A 17,310-nucleotide genomic window follows, 5' to 3' on the forward strand; every position below is an offset into this window, starting at 1 on the left:
GCCGGAATGACATGACGGAACCTGCGTCCCGCCCTGCGACAAGAAGCGCGCAGCTTAGCCGCTGACGTAAGGTGACTTAACGGGGCGGTAAAAAATCTTTTGATTGTGCAACCGCCCCAGCAGATCATCAATCTGGCGCAGCGGGTCGGAGGCGGCTTTGGCAGGCAACATTGCCGATGTGCCCTCCATCCGCTCCAGCGACAACTCGCGCTTGGTCACGTGCAGAGCAGCCTCGATCAGGTCGATATCGCTGATCGTCAGATCAAAACTCTTGTTATGCTTTGGCATGGGTCTTCTCCTGAAAAGGATGTGTCATGATAGATGCGCGGTCTTTTGGATCATATCAACCGGCATGCTCTACTTCGGGCAAATAATACGCGACGCCACTGGCCGCCAGTGCCATGAGCATAAAGACCACCAAAGTCGCTTGTGGCGAGATTAACGCAGCCCCGCCGCCAATCGCGCCGGCCACCAGCAGCAGCACCCCGATGACGGTATTGGCCACTGCCGCATAGGCGGCGCGTTGGTCCGGTGGGGCCATATCAACCAGATATGTAGAGCGCCCCTGCCGCACCCCGTGATAGGCCACCACCAACACAAAGAGCACCAGCGGCATTGCCCAAAGCGTCGTCGCCAACCCCAACGCCCACAGCGCCAATGCCCCCGCCAGCGCCGCCGCGCCAACCAGCCCCGTCAGGATCAGAACACGTCGGCTGGAGCGGTCCGACAGCCGCCCCCAGACATAAGAGCTGACCAGCGATGAGAGCGACGAGGCCAGCACCAAGGCACCAAGCCGCCCCAAGGTGCCCTCGCCCCCCTGTCCGGCCAGCACTACCAGATAGGGCGGCGCCAGCGCGGTGGAGACCAAAAGCCCGCGGGTCACAATAAACCTCTGCAAAGGTCCGTTGCCTTTCAGGATCGCAAAGCTGGCAGGGCTGCGGCTCTCCGCGCGGCTCGGCTCCTCTTCCAATGTGGAGAAGAGCAGCGCCGCGCCACCCCAAAGGCAGGCGGCCAGAAGCAACGCGATCACAACCACGCCACGGCTTTGCATCATGCCTGACATCAGGATTACCGCAAAGATCAGCACGCCGACCGACCCGACCGAACCCGCCAAGCCGGTAACGGAGCCGCGTCGCGCCTTACCGACGGTCTTGCCCAAGATATCCTTGTAGGACACCGAACAGGCAGCCCGGCACAGGGCCAACAACGCCAGCGCAGCGCAGATGGCAACGCCCGCGGCAACCCCCTCCAGCGTCAGCGCGGAGACCGCGATCAGTGCCGCCGCCACGCCCTGCCCGGCGCTGCCCCAAACCCACGCCCATTTGCGATGCCGCATTGCCTGCACCGCGCCCGCCAGCGGCATCTGCGGCAGCAGTGCGCCCGCCTCGCGGATCGGCACCAAAGCTCCCGCAAACACCGCAGGCGCGCCAAGCGCTGTCAACAGCCACGCCAGCACCAGCTTGGGGTCGATCAGCCCATCGGCGACCTTAGTCATGCTCAGCGACACAATATGGCGCATACCATTTCGGGCCTCGGCCGTCGCGGCACCGGCGCTCAGATCATCTGGCGTATCCGTCCGGCCCGAAATCTTATCAAAAAGTGCTGCGGCGCGGGCGTCATTCATCTGTGGTTAATCCTTCAAAGCTAGCTATAGCTAGAACGGCACCGGCATTGCGCAACTGCCCGAGGCCCGCAGCCGATTGACAACTGTGCCAAGCGCGGCCACATATCGCGCCATAACCCGCAACCGGGCGTTCAGTGGGCGCCAAACCGACGAGGAGCCGATATGGCCCAGATCTCCCTCACCCTTCCCGATGGCAACGCACGGTCCTACGAGGCCGGTATCACCGCTGGTGAGGTCGCCGCCGACATCTCTACCTCGCTCGCCAAAAAGGCGATCAGCGCGACCGTCAACGGCACGCACCACGATCTGGCTTGGCCGATTGAGAACGACGCCGATATCGCAATTCATACCATGGCTGACGAAGCACAGGCTAACGAGCTGGTGCGCCATGATCTGGCACATATCATGGCCCGCGCCGTGCAGGACATCTGGCCCGATACGCGCGTCACCATCGGTCCCGTGATCAAAGACGGCTGGTACTATGATTTCGACCGCAAGGAGCCTTTCACTCCCGAAGACCTCGGATTGATCGAAAAGAAGATGAAAGAGATCATCAACAAGCGCGATCCCGTCCGCACCGAGGTTTGGGACCGTGCCCGCGCGATCAAGCATTACGAAGATTTGGGCGAGCCTTATAAGGTCGAGTTGATCGACAGCATTCCCGGCGACGAGCCGCTGCGCATGTACTGGCATGGCGACTGGCAAGACCTCTGCCGTGGTCCGCACCTGCAACACACCGGCCAAGTGCCCGGCGATGCCTTCAAGCTGATGTCGATCGCCGGTGCCTATTGGCGCGGCGACAGTAGCCGCGCGATGTTGCAACGCATCTATGGTGTGGCCTTCACCGGCAAGGAAAAGCTGCGCGCGCATCTCAACATGCTCGAAGAAGCTGCCAAACGCGACCACCGCAAGCTGGGTCGCGAGATGGACCTCTACCACATGCAGGAAGAGGCCCCCGGTCAGGTGTTCTGGCATCCAAACGGCTGGCTGATTTACACCCAGTTGCAGGATTACATGCGCCGCCAACAGCGCAAAGGCGGCTATGTCGAGGTGAACACCCCGCAGGTCGTCGACCGCAAGCTCTGGGTCGCCTCCGGGCACTGGGAAAAATACCAAGACCACATGTTCATCGTTGAAGTCGACGAAGAGCATGCCCGTGAAAAGGCCGTTAACGCGCTCAAGCCGATGAATTGCCCCTGCCATGTGCAGATTTTCAATCAAGGGCTGAAGTCATATCGCGATCTGCCGCTGCGGATGGCCGAATTCGGCTCATGCAACCGCTATGAGCCCTCCGGCGCGCTGCACGGCATCATGCGCGTGCGCGGATTTACCCAAGACGATGGCCATATCTTCTGCGCCGAAGACCAGATCGAAGTCGAAACCGCCAAGTTCATCGAGTTCTTGAGCGAGGTTTACCGCGACCTTGGCTTTGAAAACTTCAAAGTGAAGTTTTCCGACCGCCCTGAAAAGCGTTCCGGCTCGGATGAGGTTTGGGACAAGGCCGAAGCTGCCTTGCTCTCGGCCACCCGCGCCGCCGGGATCGAGTCCGAATTGAACCCCGGTGAAGGTGCGTTCTATGGCCCCAAGCTGGAATTCGTGCTGACCGATGCCATCGGCCGCGACTGGCAGTGTGGCACCCATCAAGTTGATTTCGTCCTGCCCGAGCGGCTCGATGCGACCTATATCGGCGCGGACGGTGGCAAGCACCGCCCCGTAATGCTGCACCGCGCGACCTTGGGCAGCTTTGAGCGTTTCATTGGCATTCTGATCGAAGAACACGCAGGCAAGTTGCCGTTCTGGCTCGCGCCGCGGCAGGTTGTGGTGGCCTCAATTACATCCGAGGCGGATGAGTATGTCTATGAGGTTGTCGAGACCTTGAAGGCCGCTGGCGTGCGGGCCGAGGCAGACGTGCGCAACGAGAAAATCAATTACAAGGTCCGCGAACATTCGGTCGGCAAGGTGCCAGTCATTCTGGCGGTCGGTGCGCGCGAAGTTGAGGAAAAGACCGTATCAGTGCGACGCTTGGGCGAGAAACAAACTTCGGTACAAGCTCTTGTGGACGTGACCGCTGCCTTAGGCGCCGAGGCAACGCCGCCTGATCTGCGCTGATAACTCTGTAACAATCGCCATCGCACAGCGCCCACGGCAGTGCGATGGCCGCTGAAATGTAACAAAACAACACTGATTTCCGCAGAAATCCGATGTTATGTTGCGAAAAGAGCCGCGTTTCCTGACAGGATCGTGACACACCTGCTCGTGTATGGTGCTACACTCAACACCAGTGCATGATCTTATTAACCGCTCGATTAAATGATCTTTCAAAGGGGAGAAGATAATGTCTAACACAATGAAAGCCGTTGCCATTGCCAGCGCGGTCGCCGCCGCGCTCAGCGCCCAGACCAACGTGGCGCATGCCGCATCCAAAGAGAAATGCTTTGGCGTTTCTTTGGCTGGCGCCAACGATTGCGCTGCCGGTCCCGGGACAACTTGCGCAGGCACGTCCGTCACCGATTACCAGGGCAACGCTTGGACGCTGGTTGACGCTGGTACCTGCGCCGAAATCGATCTGCCCAAGATGGCGGACGGGACCGACCGCCAAGGTGCACTTGAAGCACTCGACCGCGACCTGCCAGCATAACTGCTAAACGCTGCGGCTCACCGCCAAAGCGTTAGCTAAAATAGACCGGAGGGCATGAGATGGACGGATCACACCGCGCATTTGATCGTCTGCCCCATGCCCCCGGCATCGGATACAAACCTCAGCATTTTAACGCGTTACGCGCCGACCCTCATCCGGTTGAATGGATCGAGGTCCACGCCGAGAATTACATGGGCGATGGCGGCAGGCCGCTCGCGCAGCTCTCAGCGCTCTCCGAACAATTTCCGCTGTCTATCCATGGTGTCGGGCTGTCAATCGGCGGCGAAGGCCCCTTGGACACCGACCACCTCGCACGGCTGAAAAAGCTCTGCGATTGGGCAAAGCCTGCAAGCTTTTCAGAACACCTGGCATGGTCGACCCATGGATCAGAGTTTTTGAATGACCTTTTACCCCTGCCGTATACCGAAGCCACTTTGGCAAGGGTTGCGGCCCAAATCGACCAGTTACAATCCACACTGAACCGCCGCATCTTGCTGGAAAACCCGTCAAGCTACCTCGCATTTGAAGAATCAGACTTATCCGAAACCGACTTTTTGACGGAACTTGCCCACCGCACCTCCTGTGGTTTCTTGCTGGATGTGAACAATGTCTTCGTTTCCTCCACAAATCTTGGCTATGAGCCGCTGGCTTATCTGCGCGCCTTCCCGACAGAGCATGTGGGTGAGATACACGTCGGTGGCCACGACGCCGATCATGATGATCAAGGCGCCCCGCTCCTCATCGACAGTCATGGCACACCCGTGGACAACCAAGTTTGGCAGCTGCTCGGCGAAACACTCGCGCTCACGGGTCCGAAGCCCGTTCTGGTAGAATGGGACAATGACGTGCCGGATTGGGCAGTCTTGCGCGCCGAAGCTGCGCGCGTTGCTGCTTTGTTACCCGCATGACCAGCCAGCGCGCGTTCAGAGAAGCGCTTCTGAACCCGGCCACGCCAGTGCCTGACGGGCTTTGCGATGGCAAAGGGCAATCCGCTGGGCGCCGCTATGCCGTCTACCGCAACAATGTCACTGTCTCGCTGAAGGAGGCGATGGTCACTGCCTTCCCGCTCGTGCGCAAGCTTATCGGTAGGCAACTGTTTGACCAGCTCGCCACCGAATTCGTTCGTGCGCACCCCCCTCGCACACCACTGATGATGGCCTATGGCGCTGAGCTTCCGCGATTTGTGGAAAATGCACCGACCTTTAAGCACATCGGTTACCTCGGTGACGCTGCCCGATTAGATCTGGCGATGCGCGCGTCCTACCATGCTGCCGATGCCGATCCGTTGACCGCCGCTGCCTTGTCGGAGATGGAGCCCGAGGATTTGTGGCAAAGCCACTTTAAGCTAGCTCCCGCGACCAGGATACTTCGCTCGCCTTGGCCCCTGTTTGATATCTGGCAGTACAACATGGTTCCTGACGCCCCCAAACCACAGCCTGTGCAGCAAGACGTTTTGATCACTCGGATCGATTTTGATCCCGCCCCCCTAGCCTTGCCAGCGGGAGGGGCTGACTGGCTGGCCGCACTGGATGCGGGCACTCCCTTCGGCGCAGCAAATGACCTGATATTCGGGTGCGTTCCCGAGTTTGACCTCGCGGCCTGCCTGACCTTAGCCCTGACCGCACAGGCCCTTATTTCGCCGTCTTCAAAGGAACCAAAATGAACGCTATTTTAACCGGTTACAGGACATCTGTCCGCCTGATCGAAGCGACTGACTGGCTTTTGCCGACCCTAGCGCGGCTTGCCTTCGCAAGCGTTCTATTGATCTATTTCTGGAATTCCGGACTGACCAAACTTGGCGACGGTATTTCTGGCCTCTGGACTCCATCCGCAGGCGCCTACGCCCAGATATTCCCTCGCGCGTTCGAGGCAGTCGGCTATGATACCGACGCCTTTGGTTTTTATCACCATGCGGTTGTGGTGGCCGGAACTTGGGCGGAGTTTGTTTTGCCTGCGCTGATCCTCGTCGGACTGATGACCCGCATCGCGGCATTCGCGATGATCGGGTTTATTGTGGTGCAATCGCTCACGGACATTTATGGCCATGCCGCTGCTGCGGGCGCATGGTTTGATCGGTTTGCCGATGCCCCCGTGCTTGATCAACGGGCCCTTTGGATATTGCTGCTTATCGTGCTGGTAATTAAAGGTGCAGGGCCGTTTTCCTTTGATCGTGCGTTAAAATCTATTAACGCCTGATTTTAAGAGCATTTCTCAGGCACCTATCGCCGCGAGTTCGGCCTGCACCGCAGGGGACCAACCGAGAAACAGTTGTGCGTCGACAGCGATCAACGGTCTCTTCATCAAAGCGGGATGTTGCTGCAATAGCGCCAGCGGCGCTGCGCCGCGTTGCTCGACACCCAGCTCACGCCAAGTCGTGGAGCGGGTGTTGACCAGCGCGTCTCCAAACGTAGCCAATGCACTTGCCAGCACTCCCTCCGGCACCCCTTCGGCGCGGACATCGACCAAGCGAGCATCAGGCAGCGCCTTCATCGCCTTGCGACAGGAATCGCAGTTCTTCAGACCATAGATCAAAATACTGTTTTTGTTCATAAATCCCGCCTCATCCGCAATAATTGCACGCTATCTATGTCATAGATTAATTGCGCGCGCCGATTTTCTTGATTTTTCAACGAACAGCACAATCTTTTCAAGTGCAGGGCGTGTTCGGCATTCACGCAGCGCTTTGCCCCGACGCGCGGCACGGGTGTTTTAAACGTAAGAGGAGGCACGGACATTATGCCAACAGGCACCGTGAAGTGGTTTAATACCACAAAAGGCTATGGATTTATTGCACCTGATAACGACGGCAACGACATTTTCGTCCATATTTCTGCTGTCGAACAATCGGGCCTGACAGGGCTAGCCGATGACCAGAAAGTGGCGTTTGAGTTGTCCGAAGGGCGCGATGGCCGCCAACTGGCGAGCGAACTGAAAGCTTTATGAGATCATATAAATCCGGCGCGCTCCCTGCGCCGGACACTTTCGGGCTAACTATCCGATATCAGTCGTAGGTGCAGCCTTTGGTGCCGACTGGGCAACTGGCACGCTCAACGACTCTGGCATGTTTTATGTGCTTCACGCGCTTCACCACTTTGCGCGGCTTGGCTACCGGATGGGCCAGCGCTTGCTGATAGCTCATGTTTTGATTGGGTTTCCCACAGCAGATTACGCCGCTGATCGTAATCGGCTGAAAGCCTGCAGGGCAGAAATTTGCGCCTGCTGAATAGGGGTAAATCTTGGCCTCGGCCGCAACGGCGGCGGGCATCAGCGTTGCCATCATCAGGCCTGCGCCGGCCATCGCTCCTGTCAAAAGTCGCATAAATCCCTCGTGCATTTAATTTCACCGCATTTTATAGATATCAGCTTTGACCAGACCAGCCCGTCAAGTCCAGCTTTTTCTTACGATGTGGCAAGGGGTTGAGACGCCGACTTAACCCAGATGGGCGGGCAATCGGGCATAGCCATGAAACCTGATGCGTCCGCCGCCCTGCCTTTGCGAGCCAAGCGAATACTTGGGAAAACGGGCTAGAAATCTTTGTAGGGCTATTCGGCCTTCCATGCGCGCCAAGGTCAGACCGACGCAAACATGCGGTCCGCCCGCAAAAGCCAGATGGCGGTTTGGATGGCGGGCGATATCAAATTTTTCAGCCGTCTCAAAAACGTCCGGATCGCGGTTGGCCGCGCCGATGCACAAATGCAAGTTGGTGCCTGCGGCGATCTCTACCCCGCCGATTGTAACCGGCGCCGTGGTCTCGCGATTGCCAAACTGGTTTGGAGAGCGAAACCGCAGAACCTCCTCCACTGCCTTGGGCAACAGCGCCGGATCGGCCAGTAGTTTTTGTTTCTGCTCGTCATGGTCGTGCATCAGAGCGAGGCTGCTGCCGATCAGGTTCGTAGTGGTTTCATGCCCCGCGTTAAGGATGAATATACAGTTCTGTATCAACTCGATTTCGGAGAGTTTGCCGCCGTCGTCTCCGTCGATTAGCCGGGTCAGAACATCCGTTTCCGGATCGCCGCGTTTCACCCTCCGGCGGGCTATAAGATCTTGCAAATAGGCTTTAAACTCCGACACAGCTTTATGCCCGAGCGCCAATTCTTCAGCACCGAGAGTTGGCTCCAGCGCGCCCAATATGGCCAGTGACCAATCGCGCAGCGGCCCGCGTTCCTCCATCGGTACGTCCAGCAGATTGCCGATAATCTGGATCGGGATCAGACTGGCAAAATCCTCGATCAGGTCAGGATTTTCGGGAATCTGATCCAGCAGATGATCAACCGTGTTAATCAATCCCGGCTCCATCCGCGCCAGCGCTTTTGGCGTCAGGGCCGAGGTCATGATCCGCCTAACCCGCGTGTGCAAGGGCGGGTCGTTAAACACCAACGAGGTCGTGTGATGCTCAAAAAGCGGCGAGCCTTCACCGAACTTCGGCGCGAATGCCTTCTTCTTGTCGGAAATGTAAAGCGTCGTATCACGGTAAATCGCGTTGAGGTCAGCATGTTTGCAGATCAATACCGACCCGTCCGGCTGTCTTAAAACTGGCGACACCGCCAGCAGGTCATCATAGTGCGGGAAAGGATTTTCTACAAAACCGTCTGGAGGATTTGACAGATCGAACATGTGGCTTTTTCCATCAGATTACAAAAGATTGTCCCTACGTTCTGGGCGCCATCTACATCGGGGTGAATGTTTCATAACTCGCCAGCTTTGTATACTTATCCCCTCTTTTCGGTGGGACATCAGGCACATGTCAGGCTGGAATATTAACGATATTCACGCCGTCTATGCAGTCGCGTGCCAGATCGACCAGATGTGCGTGATGGGTAAAGAGAATGGCCTGCCCCGTCTCGCCGATACCTGCGCAAAGCTTGAGTGCGGCGCGGGCGCGGGTGTCGTCGAAGGTCTCCATAATGTCATCTAGGATCATTGGCAGCGGCCCTAAATCGCGGGCGAAACTGCGGTATCCTGCAAGCCGGAGCGCAAAATACAGCTGCCCCATGGTCCCCGTCGACATCTGCTCAACAGGAACAGTGGTGCCACCTGGCTGCACGCCGACCAGTTTTTCGCCCTCGGTTCGGCTCCAGACATCGACGCCGGACCAAGCGGGCGTGGTCATGCTGACAAAAGCCGCTTCGACATCTTGCAACATGCTGCTGCGCCGCTCCGTCGCCAAACTGCGCAGGGCACCACGGGCAGCTAAAACACCCAGCCGCGCCACCATCGCTTGACGCGCGCCATCGCGTAATTCCTCGCGGATCGTTGCCTGTTCTGTCGCCAAATCGCTCCGGTCAGCGGCGTTGAATGCATCGTCATAGAGCCGCTGTGCATCGCGCAGCGCACCGAGGGCGGTATCGCGAATGTTCTGGGCATCGGTGACGTTCTGCTCCAATTCGGTGGCGCGGGCAGCGTCTGGTAGCAGGGCAAGTTCAGCCTCGAACAGCCCCTCGTCAACGCCTTCACGGGCCTTTATCCTCTCGCGGTCGGCGGCGTCTTTGGCAGCTCGCAAGCGATCCCGAGCAAGCAATTGAAGAACCCTATCGGCAGGCCCGAGATCTGAAGCATCCTGCCCGTCAAAACGCGCCGAAAGCTCTTTTTCTGCGGCGTCCAAATCCGCTTTGGCGCGGGTTCGCAGCCTCGTTGCCTCTGCTTTGCGAGCGATAGCCTGAGCGCGCAATTCGTCAGCCCGCAATGCGGCCGAGAGCTGTAGCCGCGCGTTTGCAACTGTATCGACCGGCGTGGCCCTCGCCTCTTCCTCCGAGGCTCCGGTGAGCCGCGCCAAGCGCTCCGCCCCCTCCACAAGCGCCGCAACTGCTTGATCCAGCGCTTCAATCCGCGCCGAGAGTTTCTGCTCATCGGACCAAAGCTCGCGCAGGTGGCGCAGGTGCGGCAGGGCCTCTTGGACCCCATCGAGGGTCCGATCGGCCAACGGCAGGCCAGCGGTCAGGCTTGCAAGTTGCTGCAATGCAGCTTCGCTCTGGGTCCGGCACTCTTGCGCTTCTTCCGATAATGCGGCGCGCGCCTTTTCATCGTCTTGCCACTTGCCCCACGCCTTCCGCTCGGTATCCTCCAACGTCAGCATTCGCTGCACCTGCGCAGACAGATCACCCAGAGCTGGATCAAGGCCGACAGAGGCTGCGATAGCCGCCAACTTCTCGCGCGCTGTCTGCTCTTTTTCAATCTGTCGGTTCAAATCCTCTTGCGCGTTTGTCACGTCTGCGTCTGCATTAGCGGCATCAAGCAGCGACTGAAGGCGCGGCGCGAAAGCCGAGGGCAGCGACCCCTCTAGCAATCCGAGCGTATGGGCATGCCCCGCGCAGGCCTTCTTCTCCTGTTCACGCTGCGCCGACTGGTCGCTTTGACGCTGGCGCGCTGTCTCATATCGGGCCTTGCCGATATTCATTTGGGTTTGGGCAGTTGCCAACCGCTGCCGGGCTTCGGTACCTGTCAGATAGTGGGCGCGGGCGCCATCATCAGCATCCAGGGCGGTCTCAAAGTCTTTGGCGGTAACCCCAGTCATGTCACCAATGTGGCGTTGCCACGCCATGTCGCGAGCGCGGCGCGTGCGTTCTGTCTCCGCCACATCCACAGCGTCCGGCGCGGCCTCCTGCGCCGCAAAGCTCGCTGTGAATTCGGCAAGCTCTGAGGCGCGGAGATCAAGCTCTTTATCAGCCGCAGCGCAGTCCGCTTGAGCGGCCGACCAATTCCGCGCAGCCTCCTCCAGCGTTTCACGCGCTGGCAAGCCCGGCTCTGTCAAGCTGCGCCAAGTGTCTGACAACACGGCAGTAACCTTGGTCAAACGTGCGGCAGCTTGTTCACACGCCGATTGGACTGGCGACAGATTTGACACCGCCTGCCATTGGTCAAACGCCGCACGCAACGCTGTAAGGTCTTGCGGTGCCTTAGGGGGGGCGCCGCGCTGCTGCTCCCCCCGTTCGACAGCCTCACGTGCGGCCTTGGCTGCAAGCTCTGCTGTCAGGCAATCTTGAGCGGCACGCGCAAGGCTTTCAAGACTATGCGCGTCAAGCACGAGCAATGAGGCCCGTACATCCGGCACCGACAGGTCTGCCAGTACTTCGTTAATTTCCCGTGTAAGCCTTTCATGATCTTCGCTCCGACGCAGAAGATCGGCCTGCGCTGTGGTGGCTCTGCCCATCAGCGGCGCACCATCAATCAAAAGATCATCAAGCCTTTCTAGCTCCGCCGCCAAAGCAGGCATTGACGGGTCCGCCGGTTGCTCTGCGATGACCGCTTCTTGATCTTCGATTTCCTGCGCCTTCTCAGCAATACGCGTCTGAAGCGCGGCAATTTTTTCAATCAGCGCCGAGACCCGTTCTGCTGTCCCTTGGGGTAAAACCGGTCCCTCGGGAAGGTCCTGCAAGGCGTTGCATAGACCATCGATTTCGTCGGTGCGCTCATACCAGATTTGCGCCGCCTTCTGCGCTATCAGCCGCCGATGCGACTCGCTCCATGCAGCGTTTGCGGCTTTGAACTCTGCCTGTGCCGATTCCCGCGCTTTGCGCAGAGCAGCCTCCCGCTCGGTGGTTAAACGGTCCGCTCGCAGAGCATGGTTGATCTCTTTCAACCGATCGGCACCGATCTTTAGCACTGTCGTGCGGCCATGTTTCTTATGAAATTTGTCTGCCCGCGCTGACAGCAGATCAAGTGTTTTGGACATGCCTGTCAGGCCCGAAATGCCCGCATGGAGCAATTGCCCCAAATCACCTTGCGCGCCAGCAATTCGCTCGCCGCCCTCACGCAGCCCTTTATCATTAAGCGAAAACCGCTCCTCATAGGCGTCGCGCGTCACGCCGTGTAACGCCCCAGCCAGCATCGCCTCGTCCAAGGGGCGGTCTTGTGCATCGACCAGTGACTGGCTGCGCTTGCCATTTCGGCGCAGCACCACAGCACCCCGCCCGGGCAGATCCAGCTCGCCGCCGACCAACAGATCGCTACGCTCGAACCGGAAGGCATAGGGATGCGCGCCCGCTTTCATCCCGTAAAGCAGCTCGAGAAATCCGTGGAACGCCGTGGACTTGCCCGCCTCGTTCGGACCAAAGACGACTGTCACATCTGCAGCGCCTCCAGTCGGGCGGGGAAATGCGATTTCAGCGTCCTTAAAGCGGCCATAGCGCAAAAGATCGAGCCTGTTCAGCCTCATTGGGCACCCGCGCTATGCATCACCATCTGGACCTCGGCGATGGCCTCTTCGAGCAGTTCATCCAGAGCATCGTCATCAAGGGTATCGGCAATGTCGGCGGGCATGGACGTTCGCAGATCGGACATCAACTCCAAGGCGGACTGCCGAAAGCCTTCCTCGCCAAGCTCGGCCCGCATCAGCCGCAGCAGATCATCGGTTTCTTCAGTAGTGTCTTGCGGTGGAGGGGAAAGTTTAATTTTGTCGAGAAACACACCGTCAATCTCTTCGAGGACCTCTGTCGCAAGGGCGGACAGCATTTCGGTATCAAGGCGGTCCGAAATCACGCGCAGGCGTACGGCGGTATCCTGCTCCGGCACACGGGCGGCCAGAAATGCGCTGCGCAGGTGCTGTAGAACCTGTTGCTGGTCTTCACTCGCGACCAGATCCAGTTTCGTCTCGATAAACCGCAACCGCCCGATCGCGCGGCGCTCAATCTCCGCCGCACCTTCGCCCAGCGTCGCCAGAACAACGGTACCGCCCCTGCTTTCCCCAAAATGCCGGGGTTGCGGAATGCCGGGCATTACCGCGACCACTGGCCCGTCGACCCGCTCGAACGGCATATGGATATGACCCAGACACCACAGATCAAAGCCATGCGCCATCAGGTCACGCTCGGCGCAAGGGGCATAGACATCATGCCCTTCCGACCCGTCGAGCGAGGTATGCATCAAGCCGATGTTGCGTTTTCCCGCCACGGGTTGCGGATAATCGGGCAGAAAGCTTTTCGGCGCATGGGCCTTGTCGAAGGAAAGCCCATGAAACGCGGCGCCGGCGATCTCGACGGTCGGCGTGCCCTTGTGTAGCAGGTGGATATCGGGGCCCAGCGCCCCGTGGGCCGCATGGTCCAGCAGCGCATCATGGTTGCCGCGGATCAGCACGGTCGGCACGCCCGCCTCTGCCGCCCGCGTCAATTGCGCGATCAAAAAGGCGCGGGACCGCAGATCGGGGTGATCGATATCAAAGATGTCGCCCGCCAGAACCAAAGCATCGACCCGCTCGGAAATTGCGAGGTCAACGATGGCCGCAAAGGTATCGCGGCTGGCCTGTTTCAGCTTGTCGCCGAGATCAGGATTGCGCAAGGCGACTGACCGGATAGGTGAGCCGAGGTGAATGTCTGCCGTGATCAGTAAACGCATCTCGCCCTCCGTTTCCTATCGCCGCGCGGTTGAGGGCGGCCGTATTCTTCCGGCCGCCTGACCTGTCTTCATGGTTGCGATTTACGCCAGCACGCCCTGAAACTCGCGCCATTCGCCTTTGCTCATGCCGCTGTTTTCCTGCGTGACCTCTTCGCCTTTCAGCATCCGGCGCACGCAATCCAGCGCTTTGCCCGAAAGCGTGGCACCGCCAAGGCGGTAGTCTTCGAATGCGGCATAGGCGGCTGGCACCCAATCGGCCACGACCTTGCAGATCGCATCGGCATAGACGCGGATTTCGTATTGCGCATGGGCATCGGCGCGCAAGCGCAGGAAGTGAAACAGGTTGTGCAGATCGACCTTCCAGTACCACTGCGTATAGATGTTCGAGGGCAGGTTCATCCGCGCCAACTCGCGGGCCAACCCGTCTTGGGCCTCGCCGTCGGGGCCGGTTTCGCCGATCATCGCCTCGTAGTTGTCATAGGCGCGGTTAGAATCCGACTTGAGGATTTCCAGCACGCGGGCGGCCTCGGCGCCTTCCAGCACGCCGCCCCTGCCCTGATTGTTCACGACCGATTGCGCGTTCACATGTTCGGGCGCGGGAATGTAGAACTCCCGGTCGAGGATCGAATAGCGTGCCGAGTATTCGTTGACGTTGGCGGTCCGGTGACGGATCCACTGGCGCGCGACAAACACCGGCAGTTTGACGTGCAGCTTGATTTCGCACATCTCGAATGGCGTGGAGTGCCAGTGCCGCATCAGATAGCGGATCAGCCCCTCGTCGTTCTGCACCGATTTGGTACCCTTGCCGTAAGAGACCCGTGCCGCCTGACAGATCGCCGCATCATCGCCCATATAATCGATAACCCGCACGAAGCCGTGGTCCAGCACGTCGATCGCTTTGTAAAGATGGCCTTCCATCCCTTCGGAAACCGCACGCAAGGTCTGGGACGGCTGGCTGCGCAGTGCATCGATTTCGGATTGTTGATCAGCAGAAAGGGGCATGGCGGCGGTCCTTGGATAAGCGTTCTTCAGCATGGATTCGCCGCCGACTATATCTGCGCCTCTGCCCTGCTGAAACCGCGATATGCGGTATTGTTTTTGAACAACGTCGAGAAACTTATTTCCTGAAGCATCGGCAAAGAGTTGACAATGCGACCTCATTTTCGAAACTGTCAGTTAAAATATAAAGCGCATAGGCAGGCAAGCATGAAACTTAATTTGGTGGGGCTATTGCTCTGTACCGTTCTCGCAGGTTGTGGAGGCACCGCCCCGTTTGGCGAAAAAGAAGAGTCCACGGATACCGGCACGACCGATCCGGATGCGAACGGTGGCACGATCGAAAGCGACCGCACCGTTCCCCCGGGAACCGCTTCGCCGCAGCCTTCATCTACGATTTTCCGCAAGGAACCCGAGAGCCCAACCGGCAATGGCTTTGCCCAGAACATTCGCTACGATTCAGTTAATGACACCTTTGCCGTGGACAACCTGCCTTTTGATGGCGGCGCGGACACACCATACCAGCGCGGGGACGCCGTCAGCAGTTTTGGCACCTACGCAGTTTACGAAGCATTGAGACAGTACCCCGACAGCGCCAATAACACCCCGATCAACCAATTTAGGCATCGGGCCATCTATGGTGTGAGCCGTAGTGGTGAGACCGAATTTGCCATCGTACGGACCGGCGCATATTCCGACTACGGATTTGGCGGTTTTGTTTATGAACGCAACGGGACCGTCACGCTGCCTACCAGCGGGCAAGCCATCTATAACGGTAGCGGCGCAGGCCTCAGAGACAGGGAAGGCAACGGCGGTTTGGAATATTCCACGTCGAACGTCCAGATTGCAATCGACTTCGATGACTTCGATGCGGCGACCGGCCGCTATGAAGGCGCTGTGGACGGCTTCTTGTTTGATCGCCGGGTCTTCAACCTTGAAGGTGAGGAAATCACCAACGACGTGCTAGGCCGGATCAACGCTGAAAACAACTCATCCCTCACAGCAATTCCGACAGCTGTTTTCACTGTGAAACCAAATGCACTGGACAAGAACGGCGAGATCGTCGGCGCGGTGACATCGCGCTTTAACAATAATGACGGCGATGTCGTCGCGTATGAGACGGGGCAATATTATGCCATCATCTCGGGCGAGCAAGCAGACGAGATCGTTGGCATTATTGTGACCGAAACAACAAGGGATCCGGTTGCCGATAAACTGCGCGATACAACCGGCTTCACGATCTACCGTGAAGCACAAAATTAAGGTTCAGCGGCTTGCAGGGGTTGCCGCACTCGCCATGGCGCTCGCTTTACCGGCGGGCGCCCAAACAACCCTAACCCCCGACACCATGCGTGGCGTGGCTGCCGAGGCTCTGCGGAACGGGGATCCGACCCGCGCCAAAACATATGCCGAAGCTTTGTTAAGGCGCGATCCAAAAGATCTTACTGCACATTTGATCCATGCACGCGCATTACGTGATTTGGGGCAATTGCCCCAAGCGCGACATGCGGCCTCAGTTGCTTGGCAAATGGCACAGACGGATGATCAGAGATACGCCGTCGCGCTGGTCACGGCCCAGATTTTATCGACCGCAGGTAAACGGACCCGCGCCCAGTTCTGGCTACGCCGTGCCGCGCACCATGCACCAAACGACCTGCTTCAGGCGCGCGCCGCCCGAGATTACAAATACGTTCAGCAACGCAATCCGTGGCACAGCAGTCTGTCATTTACCCTCGCGCCAAACTCCAACATCAACAATGGCAGTGCACGCGACAGATCCGAGCTTAACTACCTTGCTTCTAACATCGTTTTCGGTACGCCCGTTGAATATGTGCTTTCCGGAAACGCACGCGCGTTGTCGGGGTTCGAGATTGGCGGATCAGCCCGCACTCGCTACCGCTTTAAGGAAACAGCAACAACTGCGCATGACGCGACAATGTCGTTGTCCTACCGGACCTTCTTGCTGTCGGGCCCGGCGAAATCACAGGCAGCGAGCGTCGCCGGAAGTGATTTTGCGTTCGGCAACATCGCAGTCGGATACGGGTACCGCAAGCATAACCGGGACCGTAAGGGGGAGTTTACATTTGAAGCCGAGGGCGGACAAAGTTGGTACGGAGGAGCGCAATATGCCTCATACGCTAGGGTCGACTTCGGCCAAAGTTTTCGCCCAACCGCAGATCGCAGCTTTAACGCAGCGCTGAATCTGGAGCGTCACTTTGGTCAGGCGACACCTGATCTTGATAAAATCGGGCTTAAAGCAAATGTGACACAACGTCTTGCCTCAGGCGCCACAGCCTATTTCGGAGCTGCGTACGAAACCACATGGTCCCCTACCAGCAGTGATTCAGAGTACCAAGAAGTTGAAATTCGCGCGGGCTATGTACCCGGCGCACCCGTGATGGGCACACAGCTACAATTTGGGGTCGGCGTGGCGCGTCGCGAGTTCGATACATCGCGTCATTCCGCAAATGGGCGTCAAGAAAACCGGTACTTTGCCGATGTCACCGCCACTTTCAACAAGGTGGATTACTACGGGTTTAATCCTACTGTCACGTTGAGCGCTTCGCATACTCAAAGCAATGTGGGGCTGTATGATTTGAACCGCGTCGGTTTACGGGCCGGTTTTCACTCGGCGTTCTGATCCCACTACGTCCGCCTAATCATCCAAGAAGTGCTGGCAACACGTCGCCGACATGCTAGATTTAAGTCTGATTAAGCGGAAAG

Annotated in this window: 16 protein-coding genes; 8 read left to right on the plus strand and 8 right to left on the minus strand. The window is 58.5% G+C overall.

What is annotated here, in order from left to right; all coding sequences use genetic code 11:
• Positions 1–54: 54 nt before the first annotated feature.
• Both BM174_RS11530 and BM174_RS11535 read right to left on the minus strand, forming a co-directional pair.
• Entirely contained in the window at positions 55–288 is a 234-nt protein-coding gene (locus BM174_RS11530) for a hypothetical protein (RefSeq protein WP_093924005.1), read from the minus strand.
• Between the two features lie 55 nt (positions 289–343).
• Positions 344–1,624, minus strand: coding sequence for an MFS transporter (locus BM174_RS11535; protein WP_093924006.1), 1,281 nt, complete (start codon positions 1,622–1,624; stop codon positions 344–346).
• A 162-nt stretch (positions 1,625–1,786) separates the two neighbouring features.
• On the opposite strand from BM174_RS11535, the gene thrS reads away from it, so the two are divergent.
• From thrS to BM174_RS11560, 5 genes are all read left to right on the plus strand, one after another.
• On the plus strand, positions 1,787–3,733 hold the full coding sequence (gene thrS, locus BM174_RS11540) for a threonine--tRNA ligase (protein ID WP_093924007.1): 1,947 nt from the start codon (positions 1,787–1,789) through the stop codon (positions 3,731–3,733).
• Positions 3,734–3,959: 226 nt separating this feature from the next.
• Positions 3,960–4,262 carry a BufA1 family periplasmic bufferin-type metallophore gene (locus BM174_RS11545; protein WP_093924008.1) on the plus strand — a complete coding sequence of 101 codons (303 nt, stop codon included), beginning with the start codon at positions 3,960–3,962 and terminating at the stop codon, positions 4,260–4,262.
• Between the two features lie 59 nt (positions 4,263–4,321).
• Complete coding sequence (gene bufB / locus BM174_RS11550; RefSeq protein ID WP_093924009.1) at positions 4,322–5,170, plus strand: MNIO family bufferin maturase; 849 nt, start codon at positions 4,322–4,324, stop codon at positions 5,168–5,170.
• Complete coding sequence (locus BM174_RS11555; RefSeq protein WP_093924010.1) at positions 5,167–5,925, plus strand: HvfC/BufC N-terminal domain-containing protein; 759 nt, start codon at positions 5,167–5,169, stop codon at positions 5,923–5,925. The genes bufB and BM174_RS11555 overlap by 4 nt, the downstream gene beginning before the upstream one ends.
• Positions 5,922–6,458 carry a DoxX family membrane protein gene (locus tag BM174_RS11560; protein WP_093924011.1) on the plus strand — a complete coding sequence of 179 codons (537 nt, stop codon included), beginning with the start codon at positions 5,922–5,924 and terminating at the stop codon, positions 6,456–6,458. Before BM174_RS11555 ends, BM174_RS11560 begins: the two co-directional genes overlap by 4 nt.
• 15 nt (positions 6,459–6,473) lie before the next feature.
• On the opposite strand, the gene BM174_RS11565 is transcribed toward BM174_RS11560, so the two are convergent.
• Positions 6,474–6,797, minus strand: coding sequence for an arsenate reductase family protein (locus BM174_RS11565; RefSeq protein ID WP_093924050.1), 324 nt, complete (start codon positions 6,795–6,797; stop codon positions 6,474–6,476).
• A 201-nt stretch (positions 6,798–6,998) separates the two neighbouring features.
• On the opposite strand from BM174_RS11565, the gene BM174_RS11570 reads away from it, so the two are divergent.
• Positions 6,999–7,205, plus strand: a complete 207-nt coding sequence (locus BM174_RS11570; protein WP_093924012.1) for a cold-shock protein — start codon at positions 6,999–7,001, stop codon at positions 7,203–7,205.
• A 58-nt stretch (positions 7,206–7,263) separates the two neighbouring features.
• Here BM174_RS11570 and BM174_RS21080 read toward each other — a convergent pair whose 3' ends face one another.
• The 5 genes from BM174_RS21080 to thyX all read right to left on the minus strand — a co-directional run bounded on the left by BM174_RS21080 (position 7,264) and on the right by thyX (position 14,592).
• Positions 7,264–7,581, minus strand: a complete 318-nt coding sequence (locus BM174_RS21080) for a hypothetical protein (protein WP_177209468.1) — start codon at positions 7,579–7,581, stop codon at positions 7,264–7,266.
• Positions 7,582–7,692: 111 nt separating this feature from the next.
• Positions 7,693–8,877: a cytochrome P450 gene (locus BM174_RS11580; RefSeq protein WP_093924013.1), complete on the minus strand. Its 1,185-nt coding sequence runs from the start codon at positions 8,875–8,877 to the stop codon at positions 7,693–7,695.
• Positions 8,878–9,007: 130 nt separating this feature from the next.
• The gene (locus BM174_RS11585) at positions 9,008–12,415 is read right to left on the minus strand and encodes an AAA family ATPase (RefSeq protein ID WP_093924014.1); all 3,408 of its coding nucleotides are present in this window, start codon (positions 12,413–12,415) and stop codon (positions 9,008–9,010) included.
• Positions 12,412–13,590 carry a metallophosphoesterase family protein gene (locus BM174_RS11590; RefSeq protein WP_093924015.1) on the minus strand — a complete coding sequence of 393 codons (1,179 nt, stop codon included), beginning with the start codon at positions 13,588–13,590 and terminating at the stop codon, positions 12,412–12,414. Before BM174_RS11590 ends, BM174_RS11585 begins: the two co-directional genes overlap by 4 nt.
• Positions 13,591–13,671: 81 nt before the next feature.
• Positions 13,672–14,592 carry an FAD-dependent thymidylate synthase gene (thyX, locus tag BM174_RS11595; RefSeq protein ID WP_093924016.1) on the minus strand — a complete coding sequence of 307 codons (921 nt, stop codon included), beginning with the start codon at positions 14,590–14,592 and terminating at the stop codon, positions 13,672–13,674.
• A 204-nt stretch (positions 14,593–14,796) separates the two neighbouring features.
• Between thyX and BM174_RS11600 the strand changes: the two genes are divergently transcribed.
• Both BM174_RS11600 and BM174_RS11605 read left to right on the plus strand, forming a co-directional pair.
• Positions 14,797–15,849, plus strand: a complete 1,053-nt coding sequence (locus BM174_RS11600; RefSeq protein WP_093924017.1) for a hypothetical protein — start codon at positions 14,797–14,799, stop codon at positions 15,847–15,849.
• Positions 15,833–17,227 carry a surface lipoprotein assembly modifier gene (locus tag BM174_RS11605; RefSeq protein WP_143092449.1) on the plus strand — a complete coding sequence of 465 codons (1,395 nt, stop codon included), beginning with the start codon at positions 15,833–15,835 and terminating at the stop codon, positions 17,225–17,227. The genes BM174_RS11600 and BM174_RS11605 overlap by 17 nt, the downstream gene beginning before the upstream one ends.
• The last annotated feature ends 83 nt before the right edge of the window (positions 17,228–17,310 follow it).

The sequence above is a fragment of the Sulfitobacter brevis genome, from assembly GCF_900112755.1.
Classification (GTDB): Bacteria; Pseudomonadota; Alphaproteobacteria; order Rhodobacterales; family Rhodobacteraceae; genus Sulfitobacter; species Sulfitobacter brevis.